The sequence below is a fragment of the Mycobacterium sp. pW045 genome, from assembly GCF_041287085.1.
Taxonomy (GTDB): Bacteria; Actinomycetota; Actinomycetes; order Mycobacteriales; family Mycobacteriaceae; genus Mycobacterium; species Mycobacterium algericum_A.
The window spans coordinates 290,978-314,651 of record NZ_JBGGKU010000003.1 but is presented as its reverse complement, the minus strand read 5'-3'; the positions used below and the strand labels follow the sequence as shown (position 1 = coordinate 314,651).

The window sequence follows — 23,674 nt, the reverse complement described above, 5'->3', positions numbered from 1 at the left end:
AGGTGACCGATGGAGCCCGTCGAGATCAACGCCGGCCCGTGGTATCTGCGGATGCCGCGGGCCGATGATCGCGTCGATGACCGCCCGACACTGGCCGACCTCGGGGAGTTCGACCGGGACTACGTCGCCAAGGCGGAGTCCGGCTGGGCCGATGACACCCGCTACCTGTGGGCAGTCTGCGAGCCGACCACCGGCGAATTGTTGGCGGAGGTCACGCTGAACCCGGCCTCGGGTGACATCGCCACCCGCAGTCGGCCGGGCCAACAGGAGGCGGCGCTGACCGGGGCCCAGGCGGTGTCCCGGTTCGCCGCCGGTGCGCTAGGTCTGACGCCGGTGATGACCGGCCCCGGCTGCCCGGACGGCGCGGTTTCGCCCGACCCAGATCCAGGCCACGCCTCCGGCCGCCAGCGCTAGGGCAGCGATCCCGAACCCCAGCGACCAGCCGGCGTGATGCTGCACGGCAGCGCTCATGAAGCCCACCATCGCCAGTACCGCCATCAGCAGCATGGCCAGGCCCGGCGCCTCGCGGCGATCCTTGAACATCATTCCGTCCCGCGGCCGCGTGGTACGGGCCTCGTCGATCGGGTACTCGGTCTCGTCCATGGCTCTCTGGTACCCGCCGCTGCCGGACCCGAAACCGGGTCCGGCTCAGGCCGCGGCGTCGCGCAGCGCCGCCAGCAACGGTTCCGCGGCCTCCTTGAGGAAGGCGTCCTGCGACTGGCCACCGATCTGGATGAGCGCGATGTCGGTGAACCCGGCATCGCGGTAGGCGCCCACCGCCTCGACGATCGGATCCAGGTCGGGGCCGCACGGGATGGCGTCGGCGACGTCCTGCGGTGTGACGAACCGGGTGGCAGCGGCGAACGCGGCCGGCGTGGGCAACTCGGAGTTGACCAGCCAGCCGCCGCCGAACCAGCGGAACTGCCGGTGGGCGCGCTGCACCGCGGCATCGCGGTCGGGGTCCCAGCACACCGGGAGCTGCCCGATGACCCGGCCGCCGCCCAGCCCCGATGCCTGACGAGCGGTGTGCCAGGCGCTGACCAGGTCCGCGTCGGGCTGTACCGCGATCAGGTCGTCGGCGGCGGCGGCGAATCTGTCGACGCCCTTGTCCCCGGAGACCGCGACGGCCAGCGCGACGGGAATCTCCGGCAGGTCCCACAGTCGCGCCCGGTCGACCTCGAAGTGGTCACCGCGCAGATTGACCGTCTCCCCCATCAACAACTCGCGGATTATCTTGATCGCCTCGCTCAGCATGGCGTGTCTGCGCCCGACGTTCGGCCAGCCGGCGCCGGTGACGATGTGCTCGTTGAGGTTCTCCCCGCTGCCCAGCCCGAGCGTGAACCGGCCGTCGGCCAGGATCTGCACGGTGGCGGCCTGCTGCGCCACCACCGCCGGGTGGTAGCGCATCGTCGGGCAGGTCACATACGAACACAGGCCGACCTGTTCGGTGGCCTGCGCGACCGCCCCCAACACCGCCCACGCGTTCGGGGCGTGGCCCTGCGAGGCCAGCCAGGGCGAGAAGTGGTCGCTGCACACCTCGAAGTCGAAGCCGCGTTCTTCGGCGGAGACGGCGAAACGGACAAGGTCTTTGGGATCGCTCTGCTCGGTCATCAGGGTGTAGCCGAACCGTGTCATGGTGCTCGGGTACCCACCGGCTCGTCCCCGAAACAGTGCGGACGGTCGCGGCGTCGTTTGGCCCCGCCGTGGCCGGGGTACTCGCGAGCGTGACCATCGCACCGCAGCGCACCGATCCCGTGACCGAACCGGAGCTGCCCGTGGCGTGTGGGCCGCTGTCGGCCGCGGTCTGCGGGCTGCTCCGCCGGCCCGCGGGCGCGACCGGCGACGTCGCTGTCACGACAACCGGCGCCGACCCCTACGGGCGGGACCTGCAGCTGGCCCTCTACGTCTGCTACGAGCTGCACTACCGCGGCTTCGCCGGCGTCGACCCGGGGTGGGAGTGGGACGCCACCTTGCTGGAACTGCGCGCGCGGATGGAGCGCGTATTCCTCGATAGTGTTCATCGGGACGTCGGCCCGATACCCGCGGACATCAATGTGAACGACGAAATGGCGGCTGCGGCAACCGAACCCGTGCGCGGCAGTGGACCCTCGTGGTACCTGCGCGATCAGGGCAGCTGGGAACAGGCTCGGGAGTACTTCGTGCACCGGTCGCTGTATCACCTCAAGGAAGGCGATCCGCACGCCTGGGCGATCCCCCGCCTGACCGGCCAGGCCAAGGCCTCCTTCGTCGCGGTCGAGTTCGACGAGTACGGCGCCGGCCGAGGGACCCGGGTGCATCAGCAACTCTTCGCCGACCTGCTCAGCGCGGCCGGTTTGGACGCCGATTACCTCTTCTACCTCGACGTTGTTCCCGCCGAGTCGCTGGCTGTGGTCAACCTGATGTCGCTGTTCGGGCTACACCGCCGGTGGCGGGGGGCGGCCGTCGGGCACTTCGCCTCGACCGAGATCACCTCCCCGCCCGGGTCCGCCCGCCTGGTGGCCGCGCTGCGGCGGATGGGCGCCCCGGAGCCGTGCGTGGCGTTCTACGCCGAGCACGTCGAGGCCGACGCGGTGCACGAACAGGTGGTCCGCACCGGTGTGGTCGGCGACCTGGTACGTCACGCGCCGCAACTGGCGGCCGACGTGGTGTTCGGCATGCGGGCCCGAGATGTCGTCGAGAACAGGCTCGCCGACCTCATGATGGCGGCGTGGTCGGCGGGCGAATCTTCGTTACTCGCAAATTGAAAGTTAAGCTTTCACTGGGATTTTGCGGAATTTGTCGCCGATCTCTTTGCCAATCGAGACGGGCATGGGTAACGTCTGGTTCCTCCGGTTGAGTTCACAGCCGCAACTGAACGTCACCGTGTTTGGTAGCTCTCGCCGAGAGATTACGCTGACGTGATCCAACAGCACGATTCGTCGACTGATGGAGCCACAAATGACAACCAGCAGCATCCCCGAAACCGCTTTCGCCGCTCCCGCAACGGAATCCACTCAGGCCTGGCGAAGCCACACCGCCAAGTTCACCATCCACTGGGGCCGGTCCGGGGCGGTGGTCGCCGCGGACGGGGAGATCGACGCGGCCAACGCCGCACCGTTCGCCGACTACGCCAGGCGCTGCGCCGACTGCTGTGAGTGGCTGATCCTGGACCTGGCCGAGCTGACATTCATTGGCACGGTCGGATTTACCGCGCTGCAATCGGTCAGCGCCCGCTGCGCCGCGGCGCAGACCCGGCTGATGGTGGTCCCGAGCCCGGCGGTGACCAGCGTGCTGCGGATCTGCGACCCGCAGTCCCGCCTGCCGCTGGTGCCCTCGCTGGCCGACGCCCTGGCGGACGTGCAGAAATCCGGGCGCCCGCTGCGCGCGGTGACCTGAAGCCCGGTGACCTGAAGCCGGGCCCGAACCCGGGCCCGGCTCCCAGCGGGCTAGGCGGGCACCTCGTCGGCCTCCCGGTCCCAGGCGCGGTGCTTGGCCAGCACCGTGGCGAAGGCGTCGAAGAACTCCTCGCCCAGATCGCCGGCGGCCGCGGTGGTGGTGATCACGCCGGTGGAGACCGTGACCCCGGTGTCCTCGGCCAGCCGCTCGCCGATCCCCGCCTTGGGTAACAGCTCGACCCCGGCGCCGAACGCCCCGACGGCCTTGAGGTGCTTGTAGGCCTCGGTGATGAAGTGCATGGCGTAGCCGTCGGCGGCCAGGGCGCGCATCGCGTCCGGACCGCACGGCACCACCACTGCGTCGTAGAGCACCGACGCCATGGTGGTGATCGCCCGGTCGACGCTCAGCTGCCCGCCCGAACCGCCGGCCAGCTCTCCGCCCGCGGTCGGCGCCAGCACCTCGGCGATAGCACCGCGCTCGCGCATCGCCGCCACGAAGCGTTCGACACCGACCACGTCGACGCCGTCGGCGGCCAGCACCGCGATCTTGCGGCTTTCGATGGTGGGCGCGCCCCGGGACTCCGGCGGAAGGGTGGCGGCGTGCAGCTGCGAGAGCGCCGGCGACGTCCCGACCTTCTGGGTCGCGGCGTCGAGCTGGCGCTCATCGGGCGCCGGGAGCCCCAGCTTCTCGGCCACCTGCCGCGCCAGGTCGTGGTCGATGCGGTTGAGTTGTTCGACCACCCGCTCACGGATCTCGACGGTCTCGCATTTGCCCAGTTCGAAGGCGTACGCGGCGACGATGTGCTTCGCCTCGATATCGGACATGCTGTTGTAGAACATCCGCGCCTGGCTGTAGTGGTTCTCGAAGCTTGCGGCGCGTTTGCGGATCTTGTCGCCGTCCACCTTCTGGGTGTAGTGCCGAAACACCTCGGCGTCCTCCCCGGACCCCGCAAGCGCCGGGCAGCCGCCGCCCAGCGAGTTCTTGTAGTAGCTGGTCCTGCCGACCGGGATGGCGTGTTGGCTGTAGCCGTCGTGCTGGTTGGTGCGCACTTCGGCCACCGGCCGGTTGATCGGCAGATGATTGAAGTTCGGTCCGCCGAGTCGGATCAACTGGGTGTCCAGGTAGGAGAAATTGCGGAACTGCAGCAGCGGGTCGTTGGTGAAGTCGATTCCCGGCACGACGTTGGCGGTGCAGAACGCCACCTGCTCGGTTTCGGCGAAGAAGTTGTCCGGGTTGCGGTTGAGCACCATTTTGCCCACCGGACGAACCGGGACTTGTTCTTCTGGAATGATTTTCGTGGCGTCCAGCAGGTCGAAATCGAATTTGAATTCGTCGCTCTCGGGCACCAATTGCACCCCGAGCTCCCACTCCGGGTACTGGCCGGCCTCAATCGAGTCCCACAGGTCGCGGCGGTTGAAGTCCGGGTCTTTGCCGGCGATCTTCTGGCATTCGTCCCAGATCAGCGAATGCACGCCGAGCTTGGGCTTCCAGTGGAACTTCACAAAGGTTCCCTGACCCTTGGCGTTGACGAAGCGGAAGGTGTGCACCCCGAAGCCCTGCATCATCCGGTAGCTACGCGGCAAGGAGCGGTCCGACATCAGCCACATGATGGCGTGCAGCGTCTCCGGCTGCAGCGACACGAAGTCCCACAGCGTGTCGTGGGCGGACTGTGCCTGCGGAATCTCGTTGTCCGGCTCCGGCTTCACCGCGTGCACGAAGTCGGGGAACTTGATCCCGTCTTGGATGAAGAACACCGGGAAGTTGTTGCCCACCAGGTCGTAGTTGCCTTGTTCGGTGTAGAACTTGGTGGCGAACCCGCGCACGTCGCGCACGGTGTCGGCCGAACCGCGGGAACCGGCCACGGTGGAGAACCGCACGAACACCGGGGTCTGGGTGCCCGGGGTGGTCAGGAACTTCGCCGCCGTGTACTCGGCGAGCGAATCGTCGTAGGGCTCGAAGTAGCCGTACGCCCCGGCCCCGCGGGCGTGCACCACCCGCTCCGGTATCCGCTCGTGGTCGAAGTGCATGACCTTCTCACGGGCGTGGAAATCCTCCAGCAACGTCGGCCCGCGTTCCCCGGCCGTCAGCGCGTCGTCGGTGTGGTCCACCCGCACGCCCTGCTGAGTGGTCAGATAGCCGGACTGCCGGTCGTACCGGTGGTCGTCGAGCTGTCGCTGCTTGGGGTCACGGTCGTCGGTAGCCACCGCTGGTCCTCTCGGGGTAGGGGGACGGAATGGGGGTATTCCCTGGGTGGGTATCCCAGCGGGGACATCCGCAAACGAAAGGGACACTCGTGACCGCCCAAGCCGCTGTGTTGTTCGATGTCGACGGCACCCTGGTGGATTCCAACTACCTGCATGTGCACGCCTGGCGGCTCGCGTTCGCCGAGGTGGGCATCGAGGCCGAATCCTGGCGCATCCACCGCGCCATCGGGATGGACGGATCCATATTGGTGCGGCTGCTCTCCGATGATGCACCCGAGGACGTCCGCGCACGGCTCAAGGACCTGCACTCCCGCTACTACCTGGAGTCGGCGGCGCTGTTGTCGCCGCTTCCGGGAGCCCGGCCGCTGCTGGAACGTATCGCCGCGCTCAACCTTCCGGTGGTGCTGGCCACGTCGGCGCCCGACGACGAACTGGCGGTGCTGCGAAAGGTGCTGGACTGCGACGACCTGGTCGCCGCGGTCACCTCGTCGGCCGATGTCGACGTCGCCAAACCGGAGCCGGACATCATCGGGATCGCCCTCGATCGCATCGGCGCGACGGCGGAGCGGGCGGTTTTCGTCGGCGACGCGGTCTGGGACGTGGCGGCCTGCGTGCGCGCCGGAGTACCCAGCATCGGTGTGCTCAGCGGCGGGGTGTCCCGCGCTGAGTTGGAAACCGCAGGCGCGGTGGGCGTTTTCGACAACGCCGAGGATCTGCTGGCGCACCTCGACCAGACGCCGATCGCCGACTTGGGGCGAGCCGGACATGGATGAGAATGCGTTTCTGACCACGCTGATCCGGGCAATGGGCGCCCTGCAGCGCGCCGACGTACCCTTCGCCCTGGCCGGTGGCGCCGCGGTGTATGCCCGCGGCGGACCGCACTCCCACCACGACATCGACCTGCTGGTGCAACCGTCCGACGCCGAGCGGGCCGCGCAAGCCCTCACCCGCGCCGGCATGTCGCGCTTTGAGCCGCCGGAGGACTGGCTGCTCAAGGTCTTCGACGGCGACGTGCTCATCGACCTGATTCATCGCCTGGGTGACACTCCGGTGAGCGCCGAGACGATTTCGCACGCCGCGCTGCTTCCGGTCGGTTCGCTGAGTGCCCGCGTCATCAGCGCGACCGAGCTGATGGTGCAGAAGCTCGCGGTGCTGGATTGTCACCGCTGCGACTACGCCGAGCTTCTCGTGGTGGCGCGCATCCTGCGGGAACAGGTGGATTGGGCCCAGGTCCGTTGGCGTCTGCGGGACTCGCCGTTCGCCAAGGCGTTCTGGCAGCTGCTGTGCGGCCTGTCCATCGTCGACGCCGATGACGCCGCCGAACCCGATCCGCCGGATCATCTGGTGGCGGCGGTGCGACGCCAGCTGGCCGAGGACCCGCAGATCGGTGAGCTGGGCATCGGGATCGAAATCCACTCCGGCACAGTGTGTCTGACCGGCTCGGTCAACGGCCCGCGACGCCGGGCGGCGATCGAGGCAGCTGTCGCCGGCATGGTGCGGCCGCGCACCGTGGTCAACGACATCGAGGTGGTCCAGCTGTGCGAGCCGGTCGAGCAGGTGACCGGGTGATCCGGGTAGCCGCGGTCGGCGACATCCACCTGGGCGAGGACTCGCGCGGCACGATGCGCTGGCACGACATCGACGAACGAGCCGACCTGCTGCTGGTCGCCGGCGACCTGACCTGCCACGGGACCGCCGCCGAGGGCCGGGTGGTCGCCGATGAATTGTCCGGGTGCCCGGTGCCGGTGGTGTGCGTGCTCGGCAACCACGACTACCACCAGAACCAGCAGGATGAGATCACCGCGGTGCTGCGCGACGCCGGCGTCGTCGTGCTCGAAGGCCAGACGCACACTGTCGACGTCGCGGGCCGGCGGGTCGGGGTGGCCGGTGTGAAGGGATTCGGGGGCGGGTTCGCCGGGAAATGTGCGACCGCGTTCGGCGAACCGGAGATGAAGGCATTCGTCGCCGCCACCAAGACGGCGTCGGCGGCGCTGCGAGCGGGCCTGCGGACGCTGGACACCGACTACCGGATCGCGCTGCTGCACTACTCCCCGGTCGCCGACACCCTGCACGGCGAGCCGCCGGAGATCTATCCGTTTCTGGGGTCGTGCCTGCTGGCCGAGGCCATCGACGACGCCGGGGCGGACCTGGCCGTGCACGGGCACGCGCACTCCGGAATCGAGGCAGGCCGCACCGCGGGCGGGGTCCCGGTGCGCAATGTCGCTCAGCCGCTGATCCGGGCGCCCTACGCCGTCATCAACGGCGTCCCCACCGCCACGGCAAGTGCCGCCAACGCGGCGAACATCCACGCCAGGTAGTCGCCGATGTGACCGGAGTGCGCGGTGCGCAGCGCGCTGAGCACCGGCGCGCTCAGCGCCGCGGCCCGGCGGCGGCTCACCGGGTCCCAGTGGTGCAACCCGGCGGCCGCCACCCCCGCCGCCGCCAGGCAGCCGAGGACTCCCAGTCCGGCGCCGAGCACCGACCAGGAGGACGCCGCGGTACCGGCCCCGGCGTCGACGAACCGGCGGGCGGCGGTGTCGGCGCCGCGTGCAACCGCGGGCAGCACCCCGGTGGCCAGGCAACCGACCAGCAGCAGACCGATTGCGGTGTACATGCTGGGCGGGGTCCGCCGCAGCCAGGTGTCGGGCTGCTCGTCACCTCTGGTGGTCCGCGAATCCTCGGCCGGCTTGGACCGCCCGCCGAGGCCGGTGAAGCAGCGGATGCCGGCGCGCAGCACCGCCCCGCCAGTGAACGCCGAAACACCCAGGAACAGTGCCGATCCCCAGCCGCTGCCCAGGGCCTCCTCGCACAGCGACTTGCCCAGCGCGGTACCGAACGGCGGCAGCCCGGCCAACGCCAGCGCGGCAAGCAGATAACAGCCGGCCAACACCGGCTGGCCCCGGCCGCGGCCTACCAGCTCCCACTCGTCGACACTGTGGTGGCGGTCCAGCAGGATCCCGACTATCAGGAACAGTGCCGACTTGGCGCCGGCGTGCCCGATCGCATACACCGCCGCGCCGCCCACCCCCTGCGAGCTCAGCGTCGCGGTAGCGACCAGCAGTAGCCCCATGTGACCGACCGTCGAATAGGCCAGCATCCGCTTGAGGTGCCGCTGCAGCAGACACATCACCGAGCCGACGACCGCGGTCAGCACACCGGCCGCCACAAAGACGCGACCGATCACGGCGGGCGGCAGCACCCCGGCGAACACCACCCAGTACACCCGCCACAGCCCGTAGAGGCCGAGTTCGACCATCACGCCGGAGAACAGCACGCACACCCCGGCCGGCGCGACGGCGTGAGCGTCGGCCAGCCAGAAGTGCACCGGCACGATCGCGGCTTTGACCAGCAACGCCGCCGACACCAGCACGAAGGCGGCCACCACCAGGGCGTCGGGCGGGCCGCCGCGCAACGCCGCACCCAATTGCGCCATACCCAGCTGGCCGGCCCGGGCATAGAGCATGGCGATGCCCACCAGGGTCAGGCAGGCACTGAGCGACTGGATGATCCCGAAGTTGAGCGCACCCTGGATCGCCGACCGGTCTTCGATCTTGATGCCGGTCAGCGCGTAGCCGACCGCGCCCATCAGCTCCAAGAACACGAACAGGTTGAACAGGTCCGCGGCCAGGACGAATCCGTTCATCGCGGCCAGGAAGATCAACGCCAGGGCGTCGAAGCGGGTATCGGCCTCATCGAGTCCGCGGCGGCTGTACAGCGCCGCGCACCCGGTCAGCGCACCGATCAACACCGCCAGGCCGGCCGACAGCGGATCGGCCGCCAGGGCGATACCGACCGCCAGCCCGTCGCGCGGCTGCCAGCCCCCGCTCCAGGCCACCACGGTGCGTCCGGCTGCGGCGCTCAGCACGTAGCCGGCAGCACCGGTGGAGGCCGCCGAGGTGGCCAGCACCACCGCGTTGGCAAGGGAGTTGGACAGCCGACGGCCCAGGCCCAGTAGCAGACACGCCACCAGGATCGGCACCGCGACCAGCAGCGGTAGCAGGTTGGTCGCGGCCGGCACGGCAACTCACCCCCGCAGCGCCGACAGCTGGTCCGGGTCCAGGGTGTGGTGGCGCTTGTGGACCTGGATGGCCAATGCCAGCAGCAGCGCGGTGACTGTGGCCTGAATGACGATGTCGGTCAACGTCATCGCCTGCACCACCGGATCCACCACGGGCGTCGATGCCGGAGCGTCGACGAAGATCGGTGGTGCCGCGCCCTGTTGGTAGCCGACCGCCAGCAGCAACAGGTAGGTGCCGGACTGCGCCACCGATAGGCACACCACCGCGTGAATCAGGTTGCGGCTGCGGACGATTCCGAACGAGCCGATCAGCACCAGCCAGCCCGCTACCCCGTAGATGTAGGTGCTCACGAACGTTCCCGCCGTGGCGCGACGGTGATCTCCTGCGCCAGGAATTGCGCCAGCAGCACCGTCATCCCGCACGCCACTGCCACCCCGACCGCCGCGTTGAGCAGCGGCACCGTCCCGGCCGACAGCAACGCACCGCGGGTGCCGGTCGGCAACGCGTTGCACAGGAACGCTCCGCCGGTGATCAGCCCGGCGATCCCGATACCGGCGAACGCCGCCGCGCCCAGCGCCTCGCCGACATCGAACACATTGACCGGACGCAACCGGTCCAGCGCGCGGAAGCTTCCGGTGATGTAGAGCAGGTGCAGGCCGGTGGCCAGCACCACGCCGCCCTGGAAGCCACCGCCCGGGGTCAGGTGGCCGTGCAACACCACATCGAGTCCCACCGCCAGCGTCACCGGCAGCAACAGATACCCGACGAACCGGGTGGCGTCCAGGGCCGCACGCCGGCCGCTTTCGTGGTATTCGCGCTCCTCGGCAGCCGGACGCAGCAGCGCCATCACGCCGGTCACCGAGGCGACGAGAATGGTCTCCTCGCCGAACGTGTCCAGGGCGCGCTGGTCGAAGTTCACCGACGCGACCACGTTGGCCGTGGCATGGGAAAACGCTTCCCGCACCGCAAGATCCCGATACGGGTGGTGGCCGTGGCCGAACGCGGGAAGCCCGGCGAAACCCAGCCACAGCAGCAGGCCCACCCCGGCTGCTCCGAGCAGGAACAGCACCGTTCGGCCGGTACGGGTCACCGGCCGACCTCCCGGTGCCGGCGCTGCACCGTCCGGACGGTGAGCATGACCATCAGCGGCACCACCACGCCGCCGATCAGCAGCTGGGACAACGCCACATCGGGGGCCTGCAGCACCATGAACAACACGGTGAGCGCCAGCCCGAACACCGCCAGCACGATCGCCTGCCGTTGCGGGTCGGCGGTCAGCGTGACGATCGTCCCGGTGACTCCCACCACTGTGATCGAGACCAGGATGAGCGCGGTCATGGCGGCGAATCGGCTTTCACCACACCGGCTTGCTGCGCGGTCAGTCGGGCGGTGGCCGCCGACATCGCCGGCGCGGTGAGCACCACCAACGCGACGATCACCGCGACCATCACCGACGCCTCGGTCGCTCCCCGGTACACGATCAGGCCGAGCCCGGTCAGCGGAAAACCCAGCGAACTGGTCACGCTGAGCAAGTGCAACCGGTCGACCACGCCGGGCAGCACCGCTGCGGCCACCGCGCAACAGACCATCACCGACACACCGGTGAAAGCCAGGATCCAGCCGGTCACGGTCGGCCGGCCAGCAGTCGGGTGTAGACCAGGGTTCCGGGAAAGGTGACCAACGCCAACGCCAATGCGACGATCAGGCTCCAGTCCTGGCGCCAGGAGATCGCCAGCACCATCAGGATCGCGATCGCGCCGACCCCGGCGAATTCCAGGCCCACCAGGCGCTGCCGCGGCGCGCCCCGAGCCGTCATCCAGACACCGGGCAGAAAGACCCCGCACTGCAGCACCAGCGCGGCCAGCTCCCCCGGCTTCACCGCCGCACCGCCGACTCCAGCGCGCCCGGGCGCTGCCCAACCCGGTGGATCAGCACCGCGGACGCGGCACTGTCGAGCACCACGGTTCCCGGGGTCGTTGCCAGCGCCAGCGTCGCGGCGGCCCGGCGGGCGGCCGCCACCGGTACCGGCTCGTCCGGCAACATCACCTCGCTGATCGTCGAGCGGCAACGCCGCGACGGCGCCACGACATAGACCCACACCTGCACGGTCTGCCTGAGCAGTTCGACGGCAACCGTCGGCACCCAGCGCAGCCATCGGCGCCGGAACCGCCAGCTACCGCGGTTGGCCCGCCGGGCGGCGCGCGCCGCGGCCGCACACGGCAACGTGCACAGCGCCGCCACCACCAGTTCCGCGGCGGTGCGCTCGGTCAGCGTGGCCGTCCACAGCGCGGCGGCGACCAACCACCACAGCAGCGTTTCGCCGGCCGCTCCCGCAAACCGGCTACTTGCCCCGGACACGGCGGTTGTGCCTCTTGATCGCCGTGACCAGTTCCGATTTCTTCATCGTCGAGCGGCCGTGAATGTCCAGCCGGCGCGCGACGTCCATCAGATGTCGCTTGCTGGCGTTGGCGTCGACACCCTCGGCGGACGGTCCCGAGTTGTTCGGGCCCCCGCCCTGCGCGCGCTTATCCGACGGGCCGCGGTTCTTCTTGGGCTCCCAGTGGTCTCCAACCTTTTCGAAACTGTGCTTGAGCGCCGCGTAGGCGACCCGGTGGGCGCGCTGCTCGCTGCCGTACTCCTTGGCGGCCGCGTCGTGCGCTTTGGCGAAGGTGCGTTGCGCCTTCGCGCTGGATCGTTGCAGCGTGCTCGGCAACTCACTTTGCTTGGCGGCGCCCCGCTTCGTCGTCTTGGGCATGAAGACCTCCAATCAGCGACTGCAGTCCGGTCTGCATACCCCCCGAACCGGTTCGGCAACCATGTCGAACCTGCCGACGACGTTTGCGGGGCCGATCACCGGGCAACCCGGATGCCGAACGATTCCGTGGATTGCTCACTGCCCGTGCCCGGTTCGTCTCGGTGTACTTCGAGGACTCGCACGACACCGAGGACGCGGCCACCAAGCTCGACCTGACCCGATGAGGCGCTGCCGTGGCGCGCGATCGCAGTCGGCGCGGGCGTGGTGGCCGCCGGCGGGACGACCCATCCGGCCGACGACGTCCGTGCTCATCCGGATTCCGCCCAATCGTCATCCTCGAAGAGCTGTCGTTGCGCGAGGCCCTCGACGGCCACCGCTTCGTAGGCGGCATCGTCGAACAGCGGGTCGTCGAACAGCGGATCATCGCGAACCGGGTCGCCGGGCCACGGCCAGTCGGCGTCGGGCGCTGGCAGGTCCTCGGGCGGCGGGCGGCGGTGGTAGTCGATGACGGCTTCGATGAAGTGGAAGGGATTGACCCGCGGCTGGCCGCGCTCGCGGTGTGGCGGCGGGATCCACTCGACCCGGCCGGATTCGCCGAGCAGGGTGCGCCAGCCCTGCTCGCTGGCCATCCGATTATCCGGCGCACATGCCAGCGCGAGGGTATCGATGTCGGTTTGACCGTTGTTGGCCCAATCCTGCTCCAGATGATGCGCCTGAGACAGGTAACCCGAGACCGTGCACCCGGGTCGGGTACAGCCGCGATCGCGTGCGTGCAACACGATGCGCTGGTCAGCCGAAGCAATGCGCTTGGTGCGCCCCAGCCACAACGCTCGCCCCCGGCCGTCGAAGATACTCAGGTAGTGATACGAATGGGAGGCCATGCGCAGCAGGTCGCTCATCGGCAACAGCGATCCGCCGGCGGTGTGCGCCTTGCCGGCCGCAGCCTGCAGTTCGGCCAGCGTGGTCGAGACGATCACCGTGACCGGCAGCCCGTTGAGCCGGCCCAGATCTCCGCACGCCAGCACCGCCCGGGAAGCGGCCAGCAACGCGTCGTGGTGGCGCTGATCGCGGGTGCGGTGATCAGCCTGGATCTGTTCTTGGCTCGGTGTCCCACTGACGCAGGGCGTTTCGTCGGCGGCGTTGCACATGCCCGGCGCTCCGAGTTTGGCCAGGATCGGCTCCAGGGTGGCCCGCAACTCGGGGGTGATCTTGCCCGAAAGGGTGCTCATCCCGTCGGCGTCTTGGCGACTCAGCCGCAGCCCGCGCCGGGCCTGACGTTCCCGGTCGGTGATATCGCCGTCGGGGTTCAGCGCCGCCAACAAGTGGTCAGCCAACCGTCGAAAGGCCTCCGGGCCGAACTGTCCGGCCAACACCGCCAGGTCGCGTTCGGCGCGCTCCCGATCCGCGGCATCGACGGCGGCCGGAATCTTCGCCATCGTCTTGCGGGCGATCGCCGTATGCTCCGGGCCGATGCGCCCGCGCGCTTGGGCGGTGGCCAACTCGGGCAGCACCGGAGCCAGCGGCTCCCCGGTCACCGCGGTGCGCGGACCGAGTTCCGCGGCCTCGGCCAACCGCCGTTGCGCCGCGGCGCTGCTGATCCGCAACCGCTCGGCCAGCGCCTTGCCCACGGAGCACTCCCCCAACAGCCCGGCATCGCCCTCGGTGACGAGCCGAACCAGAATCTGATGATCGATGGCCGGTGCTCGCCACGCCAGCGCTTCCCGGCGGGCCAGCACGTCCACCAGCTCCTCGGTGGTCAGCGCGGCAAAGGAGCATTGTTCCAGTCGGTCATGGGCGGCCTCGGCCGCGTCGAGGCACGCCATGATGGTGTCTCGATCCGCGAATGCGTCCCTGCCCATGCATCGCACACTAGTTCGACCCACCGACACGAAACGGTCCGGCTTCGGATCCCGGCGATTAAGGAAACGGTGTGAATCAACGCCGCCGCGCGGCGGCCAGCACACCGGCCCCTGCCGCACCCAGCGCGGTGGCCGCACCGGCGACCAACCCGGCGTGGCGGGCGGCCCAGAGCTGCGGGCTGTGCGCGTGCGAGGAATCGTCGAACTGCCCCCGCGCCCCGTGGTCGCTTCCGGGCTGCTGGTCGAGCGGCTCCCAAAGATTGTGCGGCGGCACACCGTCGATGCGTTCACCGGTCTGCTGCGAGTCGTAGCCGGTACGCGCCAGGTAGCGGTCCAGCAGCGGTGCGGCGACGCGCTGCGCCAGCAGGGTGGCCACAGTACTCTCACCGACCCAGTACTGCTTGCGGCGCGGATGGTCGGCGGCACGCAACACCGCCCGGGCGACCAGCTGCGGCTGATAGATCGGTGGCACCGGCTGGGGATGGCGAGGCAGCCGGGACAGCACCCAGGAGAACTGCGGGGTGTTGACCGCCGGCATCTGAACGATGGTGATGTTGACCCCGGAGCGTTCGTGCAGCAGCTCGCAGCGCACCGACTCGGTGAAGCCGTTGACGGCGTGTTTGGCACCGCAGTAGGCCGATTGCAGCGGGATCGCCCGCTCCCCCAGGGCCGAACCCACCTGCACGACGGTGCCGTGGTCCCGGGGTTTCATCTTCGCCAGCGCCACCATGGTGCCGTAGACGAAGCCGAGGTAGCAGACCTCGGTCACCCGCTTGAACTCCTCCGGCCCGATCTCGCTGAACGGCGCGAACACCGAGGCGAAGGCGACGTTGACCCAGATGTCGATCGGACCGAGTTCGGCCTCGACACGGTCGGCGGCGGCTGCTACGGCGGCGTAGTCGGCGACGTCGACGCTGATGGGCAGCGCGATTCCACCGGCATCCTCGACATCGCTTGCCGCGCCCCGTAATCCGGCTTCGCCCCGCGCGAGCAGGGCCACCTTCGCGCCGCGGGCACCGAACCGTTGCGCGACGGCGCGGCCGATCCCGGCACTGGCTCCGGTGATGACGACGGTCTGAGTCATGACTGGAATCCCTTCTGCATAACCTGCTTTCCGGCCAGCCGCTCGGCGAGCCGGGAGGCCAGCGCCATGATGGTCAGTGCCGGGTTGGCCGACCCCTGGGTCGGGCACACCGAGCCGTCGGAGAGGAACAGATTGGGCACCCCCCATACCCGGTGATCGGCGTCGACCACCGAGTTCTCCGGCGTGGTGCCCATCCGGGCGCCCCCGATCAGGTGGGCATAGCGCTGGATGGTGAGCACGTCCTGCGCGCCGGCCGCGTAGAGGATGTCGGTGATCACCTTGGTGGAGTACGCCATATTCGCCTTGTCGTTGTCGCAGCGGGTGTAGTCCATTCGGGCCACCGGGAGGCCGAAGTCGTCGGCCTCGTCGGCCAGTGTGACCCGGTTGTCGGGCAGCGGCAGTAGTTCGTTGAGGACCCCGATCGTGCTCCAGTGGTTGTAGTCGCGCATGTATTCGCGCATCGCCCGTCCCCAGTGCCCGTCGGCGAGCACGTGCTCGGCCCAGCCGATCGGCAGCGGTGAGACGGTCTGGATGGAGAACCCGCGCGCGAATCCGCGCGTGGCGTCGGTTTCGTAGAACTGCTCGCTGCTCACCTGCGGCGGCGGCGCCTTGTACATCCGCAGCTCCTCGGGCCACCGGCCGGCCGTCTGGGAGGCACCTTGGACCATGACGTACCGGCCGACCTGATCGGTGTTGTTTCCCAGCCCGTTGGGGAACCGGGAACTGGTCGAATTGAGCAGCAGCCGTGGGGTTTCGATGGAGTAGCCGGCCACCGCGACGACCTTGGCGCGCTGCAGGTGCTCGGTGCCGTCGCTGTCGAGGTAGACGACACCGCAGGCCGCACCGGTGTCGTCGAGTTCGATCCGGGCGGCCATGCTGTCGGCCCGGATCTCCACGCCGTGTGCCAGCGCGTCGGGCAGGTGAGTGACATAAGGGCTGGCTTTGGCGTTGACCTTGCAGCCCTGCAGACAGTAGCCGCGGTAGATGCAGTGCGGCCGGTTTCCGAAGGTGCCGTTGACGATCCCGACCGGACCGACCCGCATCTCGATTCCGAGATTGAGCGCGCCCTCCCACAGCTTTGACGCGGCAGCGGAGATCGGATGCGGCGAGGACGGGTAGCGGTGCGGATACCCCCACGGCCAGTTCTGTCCCGCCACCGGCAGTTCGGCCTCCAGCACTTCGTAGTGGCGGCGGATGTCCTCGTAGTCGATCGGCCAGTCCGCTCCGACCCCGTCGAGACGGTATGTCCGAAGGTCGCTGGGGTGGAACCGCGGGCAGTAGCCGGCGTAGTGCACCATCGAGCCGCCGACGCCGCGACCGGAGTTGTTCTTGCCCAGCTCGATCGGGTCGTCGCCGCCGATGATGCGTTTCTGCGTCCAGTACAGCGGGTGCGATCCGGCTTCATCGGAGACCCAGTCGGTGTCGGGGTGCCAGAACGGCCCCGCCTCGATGATCACGATCCGCCAGCCGGCCCGTGCCAGTCGCTGCGCCAGCACCGATCCGCCGGCGCCGGCCCCGACGACGACCAGGTCGACCTCGTCATCGGTCGCATACCGGCGCATCGTGTTCTCACCGGGCAACTGCCGCGATTGCACATCGAGCAGGAACCGTGAGTCATTGTCGGGTGGGCCCAGCGATCCTTTGAGCAGGCCCCGCCAGAAATCGCCCACTACGAGCCCTCTTCTTGCACCAGTCTCACCGGGTCCTTGTCGATGGCGCCACGACTCTCGAACGGTTCACGCACCGACGCCGGGCCGCTCGGTCCACCCAGCCGCATGTATCCGCGCGGGTAAGCCGGCCCACCGAATCCGATCTCGTTCCACGCCCACGGATGCGAGTAGAACGCCGTCAACGCCATGCGCATGCACACCGACCACGCCCGGCTCTCGTTCAACCGCGACCATGCGCCGCCGTACAACCCGCCGCGGGAGAACTGTTCGACCAGCGCGAGTTGGCTGGGAACCTCGGCGTCGGCGAATGACGCCCTGCCGTACCTCTGCTTGGCGGCCTCGTCCAGTCCTTGCAGCACCAGCCGCCAGGTGTCGCCGTCATCGGGCATGTCGGCGTACTGGTAGCCGTCAAGCCGGCCGTCGGCCAGTTTGGCGTCGACGAACTCGGCCACCGGCACGCGCGGGTCCTTGTCTTGTGCCAGCACGATGTCGCAGAATGCCCGCAAGGTGGGCTCCTCTGCGGCGGTGAAGAACCGCAACGGTCCCGGCGGCTCGAGCCGGGCCAGCACCACCTTGCGGGTGGCCTCGTCCCAGCTGTCCTGCGTCTCGAGCACGTCGAAATCGGGATAGCGCCCGATCATCTGCGGTGTGGTGCCGCGGCGCTGCCGGGGCAGCCAGGACGGGTGCGGGGGTTGGCGATCGGCACGCAGGTTCGGCAGATGGTCGGGGCGGGAGGTGTCGGCCATTGGCGGCGGCCCGTCAGCGTTCGCGGCGCAGCACCGCGGCCAAGAGCCCCATGCCGCCGACCATCGCCATCAGGCCGGGTGCCGCGATCGGCGGGCCCATCGGAACGTTGTAGGACGCATTCCGCCAACCGCCCGGTTTGCGGGCCACTCCGCGGGCGTGCAGGTACTCCCCGAGCAGGCCGTTGGCGGCATAGACGCCGGCCGTCAACGGCAGCCAGCGTTTGGCCCAGCGGCGGGAGAACACCCCGCCGATGCCGGCGACCACCACCGGCGGCGTGACCAGCACCGGGCTCCACATCCATTTGTTGCCGAAGCCGGCCTTGTAATGCTCGAGATAGATCTCGGCGGTCGTCACCACCGCGGCGAACGCCGTCATCGCCGACAACGACCGCTCGAAGCGGCCGTGCGCGACGTTGCGCAGCATGTGATCGACGAGCTCGCCGGCTTCGCCGATCCATTCTGCGTGACTTCCTGCCCGCAAACCGGATTCGCCCGGGCCCAGCAACATCATCTGCCGCACTCCGTCCTCGCGTTCCTCGCGTTCGTCGATGTCCGCAGATTTGCGGACGTACCCCGCTGCTGCAGGCACCAAACATCGAGGTTTCGACAGCGATGGAAGCGGGAATTATCGGGGGTACAGATGAATGGAGGACGGATGCGGATCGGTGGGCTGGCCGGTGCGATTGTGCTGATATGGCTGCTTATCGGCGTTTTCGCCGCATGGCAGCGAGACTATTTCCATGGGCACGAGACCAGTTGCGCGACTGCCGGAACCATTGCGGTCACCACACTGGCCGGCCCGCTGAACTATCTCGGGTTCAACCCGGTCGTGACGGATTGCCATGTACCGCAGCCCTCGTCGCAGGGTGCGGTCGTTCGGATCGTTTAAACAGAAGGGATCGGTGATGATTGCACTCGGAGTGATCTTGCTTATTCTGGCGCTCGTTCTCAAGATCAATGTGTTGTGGACGATCGGAATCATTCTGGTGGTGATCGGCGCGGCACTATGGATTCTGGGAGCGATCGGGCGTCCGGTGGGTGGTCGGCGTTACTGGTATTGACCAGCGCCGCCCCCGGCAGCGTTAGACTGACCGGGTTCTGCGGCCCGTTCAATGACGGGGGCTCATGCGATGGCTGCCGCTGCCGACCACGGCTCCTTCAGTCATATCGCGCTGTTCTACCGATCACCGAGGGATTACGTAGCGCACCTGGTGCCGTTCCTCGCCGATAGTGCGGCCGCCCGGATCCCCGTCCTGGTGGCGGTGCCCGAACCCAATCTCTCGCTGTTGCGAGACGCCCTTCCCGGGGGGATGGCCGATTCCGTGACGATGGCGGATATGAGCCGGGTCGGACGCAATCCCGGGCACATCATCGGCGGTGTGTTCGGCGCGTTTGCCGCCCAACATCCCACCGGACCGGTGCGGATGGTCGGCGAACCGGTCTGGCAGGGCCGATCCGATCAGGAGTATCCGGCCTGTGTCCAACATGAAGCCCTGATCAACTGGGCGTTCACCGGCCGGGAGGTCACGGCTGTATGCCCGTATGACGCAACGAATTTGAACTCCGACGTCCTCCTCGACGCCGAGATCACCCATCCGCGCCTGGACGGTGCCGGACATCCGGAGCGCAGCAGCGCGGCCTTCGCCCCCGAGGCGGCCTGGGCACGCTACAACGAGCCGTTGCCGAGCAGTCCGACAGCGGCGAGCTGCACCCTGAACGAACTCAGCGATCTGGCCGTAGCCCGGGCGTTCGCCGCCAAGTACGCCCGCTGGTTCGGATTCTCCGATGCCGACATCGCCGACCTGCAACTGATCGTCAACGAACTGGCCTCCAACAGTCTGCAGCACGGGCGCGGCCCGTGCACCCTGCTGCTGTGGGAGTCGGCCGGACAATTGATCTGCCAGGCGCGCGACTTTGGCCACCTGGCGGACCCGATGGCGGGCCGGCGGCCGATCACGTACGACGACCCGCAAGGGTTCGGATTGTTCGTGGTCAACGCCACCGCGGACCTGGTGCGAATCCACACCGCAGCATCCGGGACCACGGTGCAGGCGCACCTGCGGATCAGGGAGTCAGCATGAGCGCCCCACCCGCCGGGCCGACCGCCACCTTGCTCGAGCACATCCACAATGACACCGGGTTGGAGTAGCGGGAGAAACCGATGGCCAATTTTGAACCTAAATACGCTGAGCTGCAGTCGATCTACGACATCTCCAATGAGTTCTTCGAGCTGTTCCTAGGCCCGACGATGGGCTACACCTGCGGCTACTACCCGGATCCGGACACCACCCGCGACGAGGCGCAGAACGCCAAGTTCGACCTGGCTTTGGGAAAGCTGGGACTGGAGCCCGGGATGACGTTGCTGGATATCGGCTGCGGCTGGGGCGGCGGGATGAGCCGAGCACTGGAAAAATTCGATGTCAACGTCATCGGACTGACACTCAGTGAGCGACAACGCGAATACGCGGTCGCCAAGCTGGCCCGGGTGCCAACCCGGCGCCGCGTGGAGGTGCGTCTGCAAGGCTGGGAAGAATTCGACGAGCCGGTCGATCGCATCGTATCCATCGGCGCCTTCGAACACTTCGGGCACAACCGTTACCCCGAATTCTTCAAGACGGCCTACCGCGTTCTGCCGTCCGACGGGGCGATGCTGTTGCACACCATCACCGCAATCACCCAGGACGACGCCCAGCGGTTGGGTCTTCCGCTGACCATGAGCCTGGTCCGATTCAACAAGTTCATCATGACCGAGATCTTCCCCGGCGGTCAGCTGCCGACAGCCGCTATGGTTGCCGACCGTGCAGCCGAAGCCGGATTCGCTGTCGCCCGCATCCACGAGATCGGCCCCAACTACGTGCGGACGCTGCAGGATTGGGCCGCCGCGCTGGCCGCCAACAAAGAGCAGGCGATCGCCGCGCAGTCCCAAGAGGTCTATGACCGTTACGACAAGTACCTCAACGGCTGCGTGCCGCTGTTCCGGGACGGCTACACCAGTGTTCACCAGTACACGCTGCGGAAGTGACGCCGCCGGCCGCGCCTTGCGTCAGCGGTGCCGTCGCACCGGGCCTGCCCGCAGGTAGTCCTGCGATGACGAGGACTGCCGGCGGTAGCTGACGGGGATGGTGACCGGACCGGCCGCGGCGGATTGGTGGCCGCTCCGACGCAATGCGTCATATGCGCAAAGCAGCTGCCGCAGTCGTGCGGCCGCATCATCGGGTGGGGACGAACCCGCATAGCCGCTGTCGGGGTGAAGGCTGCGCACCTTGATGCGGAACGCATGGCTGATCTGTGCCGGGGTGGCCGAATGCGGCACTCCCAGTATGTCGTAGGGATCGGGGCTCTCGTTCATCACGTCACCAAGGTCGCTTACCAACTCGGTCGCTCACCAACTCCAGGACTTTTTTGCTGCGGGTCGGCGGGTCCCGCTGCCCGGGAGAGCAGGGTGGGCAGCGGGGCCACGCCGGACCGCGCGGCGCTCATCGCGTTGGATCATCACCTCCCGTCATCACGCGGCGGACGGCATCGGGGGGGTAGCCGCCCGGAGGCGACCGTTGCGTCGGCCAGACTCGCCGGCTGCGCCGCCGCGTATCCGACCGGTTACGAGGACTCCCCGGTGGTGGCGCGCCACGCCGCTCGGGTGTGGCGTTACGAATGGCGAGCTCGGGGGGTCGGGGCCGGGCGGCGGGCATTTCGGTGTGCACCGCGTGACAGCACTCCGGGATCGCCGCGGCCAGCAGGCGCAGCCATTCGGCGCGCACGATGCGGTCCGCCTCCTCAAGCACCTCCGCGGTCAACGTGTCGGTGGTCATGCCGCTCACCTCCTTCACCGCGCAAACCGCCTCCCGGCCCCTCGCTATCAGGCGTTGATGGCCCGCTCGCCGTGTCCGCTGGCGACCTTGATCCGGCGCGGCTTTGCCTTCTCCGCGACCGGAATGGTCACCCGAAGCACCCCGTCCTGGTAACTGGCCTGGATGTGCTCGGCATCGAGGTTGTCGCCCAGGAAAAGCTGTCGGCTGAACACGCCGCGCGGCCGTTCCGCCGACACCATCTCGCGATTCTGATCAAGTCCCGGCCGTTCGGCGTGCACCGTCAGCACGTTGCGTTCGACATCGAGGTCCAGCGAGTCTTCTTTGATCCCCGGCAGGTCGAACTCGACGATGAACTGATCACCGTCTCGCCAGGCATCCATGGGCATGACCGCCGGCCGCGCCGCGGTGCCCAAGACCTGCTGGGTCCAGCGGTCGAGATCACGGAACGGGTCGGTACGCATCAACATCATCTCCACCTCCTCAATCTGCAGCAGATCATCTATGTCTGCTGACATAGATTTTTATATAGCACTGATGGTAGGTTCGTGCAAGAGGATCTCCGACGAACGGAAGCGACGCACCTTGACCGAGAACATGAATGCCCGATCCGGGCTCGGGGTATACAGCATCTCCGTGGCGGCAGAGTTATCCGGTGTCGGTCAGCAGACGTTGCGGCTCTACGAGCGGCGCGGCCTGCTCACGCCGGCGCGCACCGCGGGCGGCACCCGCCGTTACAGTGACGACGACCTGGCGCGGCTGCGGCGCATCGTCGAGCTGGCCGGTGTGGGGGTCAACGTGGCCGGCATCGGGGAGATCCTCGGGCTGGAAGCCCGAAACGTCCGGCTGGAATCGGACAACCACCGGCTGAAGTCGGACAACAATCGACTCAGATCGGATAACGACCAGCTGAAGTCGGACTATGCCCTGCTCGTCGCGCAGCGAGCGAAGCGAGCAGGCGCAGCGCGCGAGCGCGGAACCGAAAGGGGTCATGATGATCGACGCTGAAGGACTGTCGCCGAGCGATGGCATCCCGGAGGCGGACCGTGCCGAACAGTGGCTGCCGGCCGACGTCGGCGACGAGGAGGCCGGGCTGGACCCGGCCCATCTCGAGAACATCCACGACAAGGACGCCAACCCGGCCGACGTGATCGATCAGGCGATCAGCGTTCCGCTTCCGCACGACGACTACGACATCGAGCAGTAGCGCGGCCCGGTCAGCAACGCAGCCCCGGTCGGACTACTCGGCGTCGGCCGGGTCGCCGTCGACGTGGCGCGACGACGGGTCACGCCGCCGATGGCTGGTGTCGCACAGCGGGTAGGTGCGGCTGCGCCCACAGGCACAGATCGCGACCATGAACCGATCCGATTCCACGACGCCGCCGGGGGTTTCGATGCGCACCGGCCCGGCGACCAGCACCGGACCGTTTCGCACCGGCTGTACCAGGTGGGGCTGCTGCTCACTCACGGCTTGTCCGCCCGTATCACGACCAGTTGCTCCTCGCGGCAGCCGCGGGGCATTCGGCCGGTTCGTTCCAGCCAGTCGGCACGCGCGGACAGCACCGGGCCGAACGGGATCCACCGGGTAGCCGCGATGTCCGCATCCAGGCCGCTGTCCCGCAATGCTTTCAGCGATCGGCCGGCATCGGCCAGCGCGGACTGGACCAGCAACATCGATCCACCGCTGCGCAACAGCGTCGCCGCCGAGCGGCACAGTGGGTCCAGAACGATCCGGCCGTCGACGCCACCGTTCCACGACCACTCCGGACCGCCTGCCACCGGGACCGGCCCGCTGTGGCGCGGGCTGGGCACATACGGCGGATTCGACACGATCAGGTCGAATGGCTCGCAGCTCAACGCGCCGGTCCACGGCCCCTGCCGGATCTCGATGTCGACACCGGCCGCACCCGCGTTATCCCGGGCGCACCGGACCGCCCGCGGACAGATGTCGAATGCGGTGACGCTGCCGGCGCCCAGGCCGGCCGCGGCGATCGCCACCACACCGGACCCGGTGCACAGGTCCAGCACCCGGCGCCGGCGGGCCAGCCCAGACGACTCCATGACGTCGACCAATAGGTGCGAATCCTGCTGCGGCGCATAGACACCGATCGGGGTCAGCAGCTGCGGCCGGGTAGCGTACGTGGCGATGGTGGGGT

General features: G+C 68.5%; 32 protein-coding genes. 12 read left to right on the top strand and 20 right to left on the bottom strand.

The annotated features are described in order from the left end of the window. Nucleotides 1–9 precede the first annotated feature (9 nt). Nucleotides 10–414, top strand: a complete 405-nt coding sequence (locus ACAG20_RS06370; RefSeq protein ID WP_112684823.1) for a hypothetical protein — start codon at nucleotides 10–12, stop codon at nucleotides 412–414. 234 nt (nucleotides 415–648) lie between these two features. On the opposite strand, the gene ACAG20_RS06365 is transcribed toward ACAG20_RS06370, so the two are convergent. Beyond that, nucleotides 649–1,635: a TIGR03557 family F420-dependent LLM class oxidoreductase gene (locus tag ACAG20_RS06365; protein WP_370491975.1), complete on the bottom strand. Its 987-nt coding sequence runs from the start codon at nucleotides 1,633–1,635 to the stop codon at nucleotides 649–651. A gap of 89 nt (nucleotides 1,636–1,724) precedes the next feature. Between ACAG20_RS06365 and ACAG20_RS06360 the strand changes: the two genes are divergently transcribed. Together ACAG20_RS06360 and ACAG20_RS06355 are read left to right on the top strand one after the other, a co-directional pair. Continuing rightward, a complete protein-coding gene (locus ACAG20_RS06360) occupies nucleotides 1,725–2,744 on the top strand; it encodes an iron-containing redox enzyme family protein (protein WP_370491974.1) in 1,020 nt (339 codons plus the stop codon). Between the two features lie 193 nt (nucleotides 2,745–2,937). Next, nucleotides 2,938–3,375, top strand: a complete 438-nt coding sequence (locus ACAG20_RS06355; protein ID WP_370491973.1) for an STAS domain-containing protein — start codon at nucleotides 2,938–2,940, stop codon at nucleotides 3,373–3,375. A 50-nt stretch (nucleotides 3,376–3,425) separates the two neighbouring features. On the opposite strand, the gene ACAG20_RS06350 is transcribed toward ACAG20_RS06355, so the two are convergent. Beyond that, complete coding sequence (locus ACAG20_RS06350; RefSeq protein ID WP_370491972.1) at nucleotides 3,426–5,579, bottom strand: catalase; 2,154 nt, start codon at nucleotides 5,577–5,579, stop codon at nucleotides 3,426–3,428. 89 nt (nucleotides 5,580–5,668) lie between these two features. Here ACAG20_RS06350 and ACAG20_RS06345 point away from each other — a divergent pair, with 89 nt between their 5' ends. From ACAG20_RS06345 to ACAG20_RS06335, 3 genes are read left to right on the top strand one after another with little or no spacing between them, the layout of a single operon-like run. Then, nucleotides 5,669–6,352: an HAD family hydrolase gene (locus ACAG20_RS06345; RefSeq protein WP_234825578.1), complete on the top strand. Its 684-nt coding sequence runs from the start codon at nucleotides 5,669–5,671 to the stop codon at nucleotides 6,350–6,352. Continuing rightward, nucleotides 6,345–7,148 (top strand): BON domain-containing protein, encoded by an 804-nt coding sequence (locus ACAG20_RS06340; protein WP_370491971.1) that lies wholly within the window; start codon nucleotides 6,345–6,347, stop codon nucleotides 7,146–7,148. The genes ACAG20_RS06345 and ACAG20_RS06340 overlap by 8 nt, the downstream gene beginning before the upstream one ends. Next, nucleotides 7,145–7,897 (top strand): metallophosphoesterase, encoded by a 753-nt coding sequence (locus ACAG20_RS06335; RefSeq protein WP_370491970.1) that lies wholly within the window; start codon nucleotides 7,145–7,147, stop codon nucleotides 7,895–7,897. The genes ACAG20_RS06340 and ACAG20_RS06335 overlap by 4 nt, the downstream gene beginning before the upstream one ends. On the opposite strand, the gene ACAG20_RS06330 is transcribed toward ACAG20_RS06335, so the two are convergent. From ACAG20_RS06330 to ACAG20_RS06270, 13 genes are all read right to left on the bottom strand, one after another. After that, nucleotides 7,825–9,597, bottom strand: a complete 1,773-nt coding sequence (locus ACAG20_RS06330) for a complex I subunit 5 family protein (RefSeq protein WP_370491969.1) — start codon at nucleotides 9,595–9,597, stop codon at nucleotides 7,825–7,827. The genes ACAG20_RS06335 and ACAG20_RS06330 overlap by 73 nt on opposite strands. A gap of 6 nt (nucleotides 9,598–9,603) precedes the next feature. Next, nucleotides 9,604–9,948 (bottom strand): sodium:proton antiporter, encoded by a 345-nt coding sequence (locus ACAG20_RS06325; protein ID WP_370491968.1) that lies wholly within the window; start codon nucleotides 9,946–9,948, stop codon nucleotides 9,604–9,606. After that, nucleotides 9,945–10,688 (bottom strand): MnhB domain-containing protein, encoded by a 744-nt coding sequence (locus ACAG20_RS06320; RefSeq protein WP_370491967.1) that lies wholly within the window; start codon nucleotides 10,686–10,688, stop codon nucleotides 9,945–9,947. Before ACAG20_RS06320 ends, ACAG20_RS06325 begins: the two co-directional genes overlap by 4 nt. Continuing rightward, entirely contained in the window at nucleotides 10,685–10,936 is a 252-nt protein-coding gene (locus ACAG20_RS06315; protein WP_112684839.1) for a hydrogenase subunit MbhD domain-containing protein, read from the bottom strand. The genes ACAG20_RS06320 and ACAG20_RS06315 overlap by 4 nt, the downstream gene beginning before the upstream one ends. Continuing rightward, entirely contained in the window at nucleotides 10,933–11,226 is a 294-nt protein-coding gene (locus tag ACAG20_RS06310) for a monovalent cation/H(+) antiporter subunit G (protein WP_370491966.1), read from the bottom strand. Before ACAG20_RS06310 ends, ACAG20_RS06315 begins: the two co-directional genes overlap by 4 nt. Next, nucleotides 11,223–11,477 carry an MrpF/PhaF family protein gene (locus tag ACAG20_RS06305; protein ID WP_205868832.1) on the bottom strand — a complete coding sequence of 85 codons (255 nt, stop codon included), beginning with the start codon at nucleotides 11,475–11,477 and terminating at the stop codon, nucleotides 11,223–11,225. The genes ACAG20_RS06310 and ACAG20_RS06305 overlap by 4 nt, the downstream gene beginning before the upstream one ends. Beyond that, nucleotides 11,474–11,956 (bottom strand): Na+/H+ antiporter subunit E, encoded by a 483-nt coding sequence (locus tag ACAG20_RS06300; RefSeq protein ID WP_370491965.1) that lies wholly within the window; start codon nucleotides 11,954–11,956, stop codon nucleotides 11,474–11,476. The genes ACAG20_RS06305 and ACAG20_RS06300 overlap by 4 nt, the downstream gene beginning before the upstream one ends. After that, on the bottom strand, nucleotides 11,940–12,353 hold the full coding sequence (locus tag ACAG20_RS06295; protein WP_112685323.1) for a ChaB family protein: 414 nt from the start codon (nucleotides 12,351–12,353) through the stop codon (nucleotides 11,940–11,942). The genes ACAG20_RS06300 and ACAG20_RS06295 overlap by 17 nt, the downstream gene beginning before the upstream one ends. A 308-nt stretch (nucleotides 12,354–12,661) precedes the next feature. After that, a complete protein-coding gene (locus tag ACAG20_RS06290) occupies nucleotides 12,662–14,212 on the bottom strand; it encodes an HNH endonuclease signature motif containing protein (RefSeq protein ID WP_370491964.1) in 1,551 nt (516 codons plus the stop codon). Between the two features lie 76 nt (nucleotides 14,213–14,288). Next, nucleotides 14,289–15,296: an SDR family oxidoreductase gene (locus tag ACAG20_RS06285; protein ID WP_370491962.1), complete on the bottom strand. Its 1,008-nt coding sequence runs from the start codon at nucleotides 15,294–15,296 to the stop codon at nucleotides 14,289–14,291. Continuing rightward, a complete protein-coding gene (locus tag ACAG20_RS06280) occupies nucleotides 15,293–16,966 on the bottom strand; it encodes a GMC family oxidoreductase (RefSeq protein WP_370491961.1) in 1,674 nt (557 codons plus the stop codon). The genes ACAG20_RS06285 and ACAG20_RS06280 overlap by 4 nt, the downstream gene beginning before the upstream one ends. Beyond that, nucleotides 16,966–17,712 carry a gluconate 2-dehydrogenase subunit 3 family protein gene (locus ACAG20_RS06275; RefSeq protein ID WP_370491960.1) on the bottom strand — a complete coding sequence of 249 codons (747 nt, stop codon included), beginning with the start codon at nucleotides 17,710–17,712 and terminating at the stop codon, nucleotides 16,966–16,968. Before ACAG20_RS06275 ends, ACAG20_RS06280 begins: the two co-directional genes overlap by 1 nt. Before the next feature lie 13 nt (nucleotides 17,713–17,725). Then, nucleotides 17,726–18,223 carry a hypothetical protein gene (locus ACAG20_RS06270; RefSeq protein WP_370492071.1) on the bottom strand — a complete coding sequence of 166 codons (498 nt, stop codon included), beginning with the start codon at nucleotides 18,221–18,223 and terminating at the stop codon, nucleotides 17,726–17,728. Between the two features lie 144 nt (nucleotides 18,224–18,367). Between ACAG20_RS06270 and ACAG20_RS06265 the strand changes: the two genes are divergently transcribed. The 4 genes from ACAG20_RS06265 to ACAG20_RS06250 all read left to right on the top strand — a co-directional run bounded on the left by ACAG20_RS06265 (nucleotide 18,368) and on the right by ACAG20_RS06250 (nucleotide 20,734). Continuing rightward, nucleotides 18,368–18,601: a hypothetical protein gene (locus ACAG20_RS06265; protein WP_112685275.1), complete on the top strand. Its 234-nt coding sequence runs from the start codon at nucleotides 18,368–18,370 to the stop codon at nucleotides 18,599–18,601. 16 nt (nucleotides 18,602–18,617) lie between these two features. After that, entirely contained in the window at nucleotides 18,618–18,773 is a 156-nt protein-coding gene (locus ACAG20_RS06260; protein ID WP_370491958.1) for a hypothetical protein, read from the top strand. A 69-nt stretch (nucleotides 18,774–18,842) separates the two neighbouring features. Next, nucleotides 18,843–19,793 carry an anti-sigma factor RsbA family regulatory protein gene (locus ACAG20_RS06255; RefSeq protein WP_370491957.1) on the top strand — a complete coding sequence of 317 codons (951 nt, stop codon included), beginning with the start codon at nucleotides 18,843–18,845 and terminating at the stop codon, nucleotides 19,791–19,793. Nucleotides 19,794–19,873: 80 nt separating this feature from the next. Beyond that, nucleotides 19,874–20,734: a cyclopropane mycolic acid synthase family methyltransferase gene (locus ACAG20_RS06250; protein ID WP_370491956.1), complete on the top strand. Its 861-nt coding sequence runs from the start codon at nucleotides 19,874–19,876 to the stop codon at nucleotides 20,732–20,734. A 21-nt stretch (nucleotides 20,735–20,755) separates the two neighbouring features. Here the strand turns inward: ACAG20_RS06250 and ACAG20_RS06245 are convergent, their stop codons facing one another. The 3 genes from ACAG20_RS06245 to ACAG20_RS06235 form a co-directional block, all read right to left on the bottom strand. Continuing rightward, nucleotides 20,756–21,061 carry a J domain-containing protein gene (locus ACAG20_RS06245; protein ID WP_370491955.1) on the bottom strand — a complete coding sequence of 102 codons (306 nt, stop codon included), beginning with the start codon at nucleotides 21,059–21,061 and terminating at the stop codon, nucleotides 20,756–20,758. Between the two features lie 127 nt (nucleotides 21,062–21,188). Next, a complete protein-coding gene (locus ACAG20_RS06240; protein ID WP_370491953.1) occupies nucleotides 21,189–21,521 on the bottom strand; it encodes a hypothetical protein in 333 nt (110 codons plus the stop codon). 47 nt (nucleotides 21,522–21,568) lie between these two features. Continuing rightward, nucleotides 21,569–21,991: an Hsp20/alpha crystallin family protein gene (locus ACAG20_RS06235; protein WP_112685327.1), complete on the bottom strand. Its 423-nt coding sequence runs from the start codon at nucleotides 21,989–21,991 to the stop codon at nucleotides 21,569–21,571. Between the two features lie 124 nt (nucleotides 21,992–22,115). On the opposite strand from ACAG20_RS06235, the gene ACAG20_RS06230 reads away from it, so the two are divergent. Beyond that, the gene (locus ACAG20_RS06230; protein ID WP_370492070.1) at nucleotides 22,116–22,526 is read left to right on the top strand and encodes a MerR family transcriptional regulator; all 411 of its coding nucleotides are present in this window, start codon (nucleotides 22,116–22,118) and stop codon (nucleotides 22,524–22,526) included. After that, a complete protein-coding gene (locus ACAG20_RS06225; RefSeq protein WP_112685285.1) occupies nucleotides 22,510–22,725 on the top strand; it encodes a hypothetical protein in 216 nt (71 codons plus the stop codon). Before ACAG20_RS06230 ends, ACAG20_RS06225 begins: the two co-directional genes overlap by 17 nt. A gap of 33 nt (nucleotides 22,726–22,758) precedes the next feature. Here the strand turns inward: ACAG20_RS06225 and ACAG20_RS06220 are convergent, their stop codons facing one another. Together ACAG20_RS06220 and ACAG20_RS06215 are read right to left on the bottom strand one after the other, a co-directional pair. Next, complete coding sequence (locus ACAG20_RS06220; protein WP_112685287.1) at nucleotides 22,759–22,986, bottom strand: CDGSH iron-sulfur domain-containing protein; 228 nt, start codon at nucleotides 22,984–22,986, stop codon at nucleotides 22,759–22,761. Beyond that, complete coding sequence (locus ACAG20_RS06215) at nucleotides 22,983–23,666, bottom strand: HemK2/MTQ2 family protein methyltransferase (protein ID WP_370492069.1); 684 nt, start codon at nucleotides 23,664–23,666, stop codon at nucleotides 22,983–22,985. The genes ACAG20_RS06220 and ACAG20_RS06215 overlap by 4 nt, the downstream gene beginning before the upstream one ends. Between the last annotated feature and the right edge of the window lie 8 nt (nucleotides 23,667–23,674).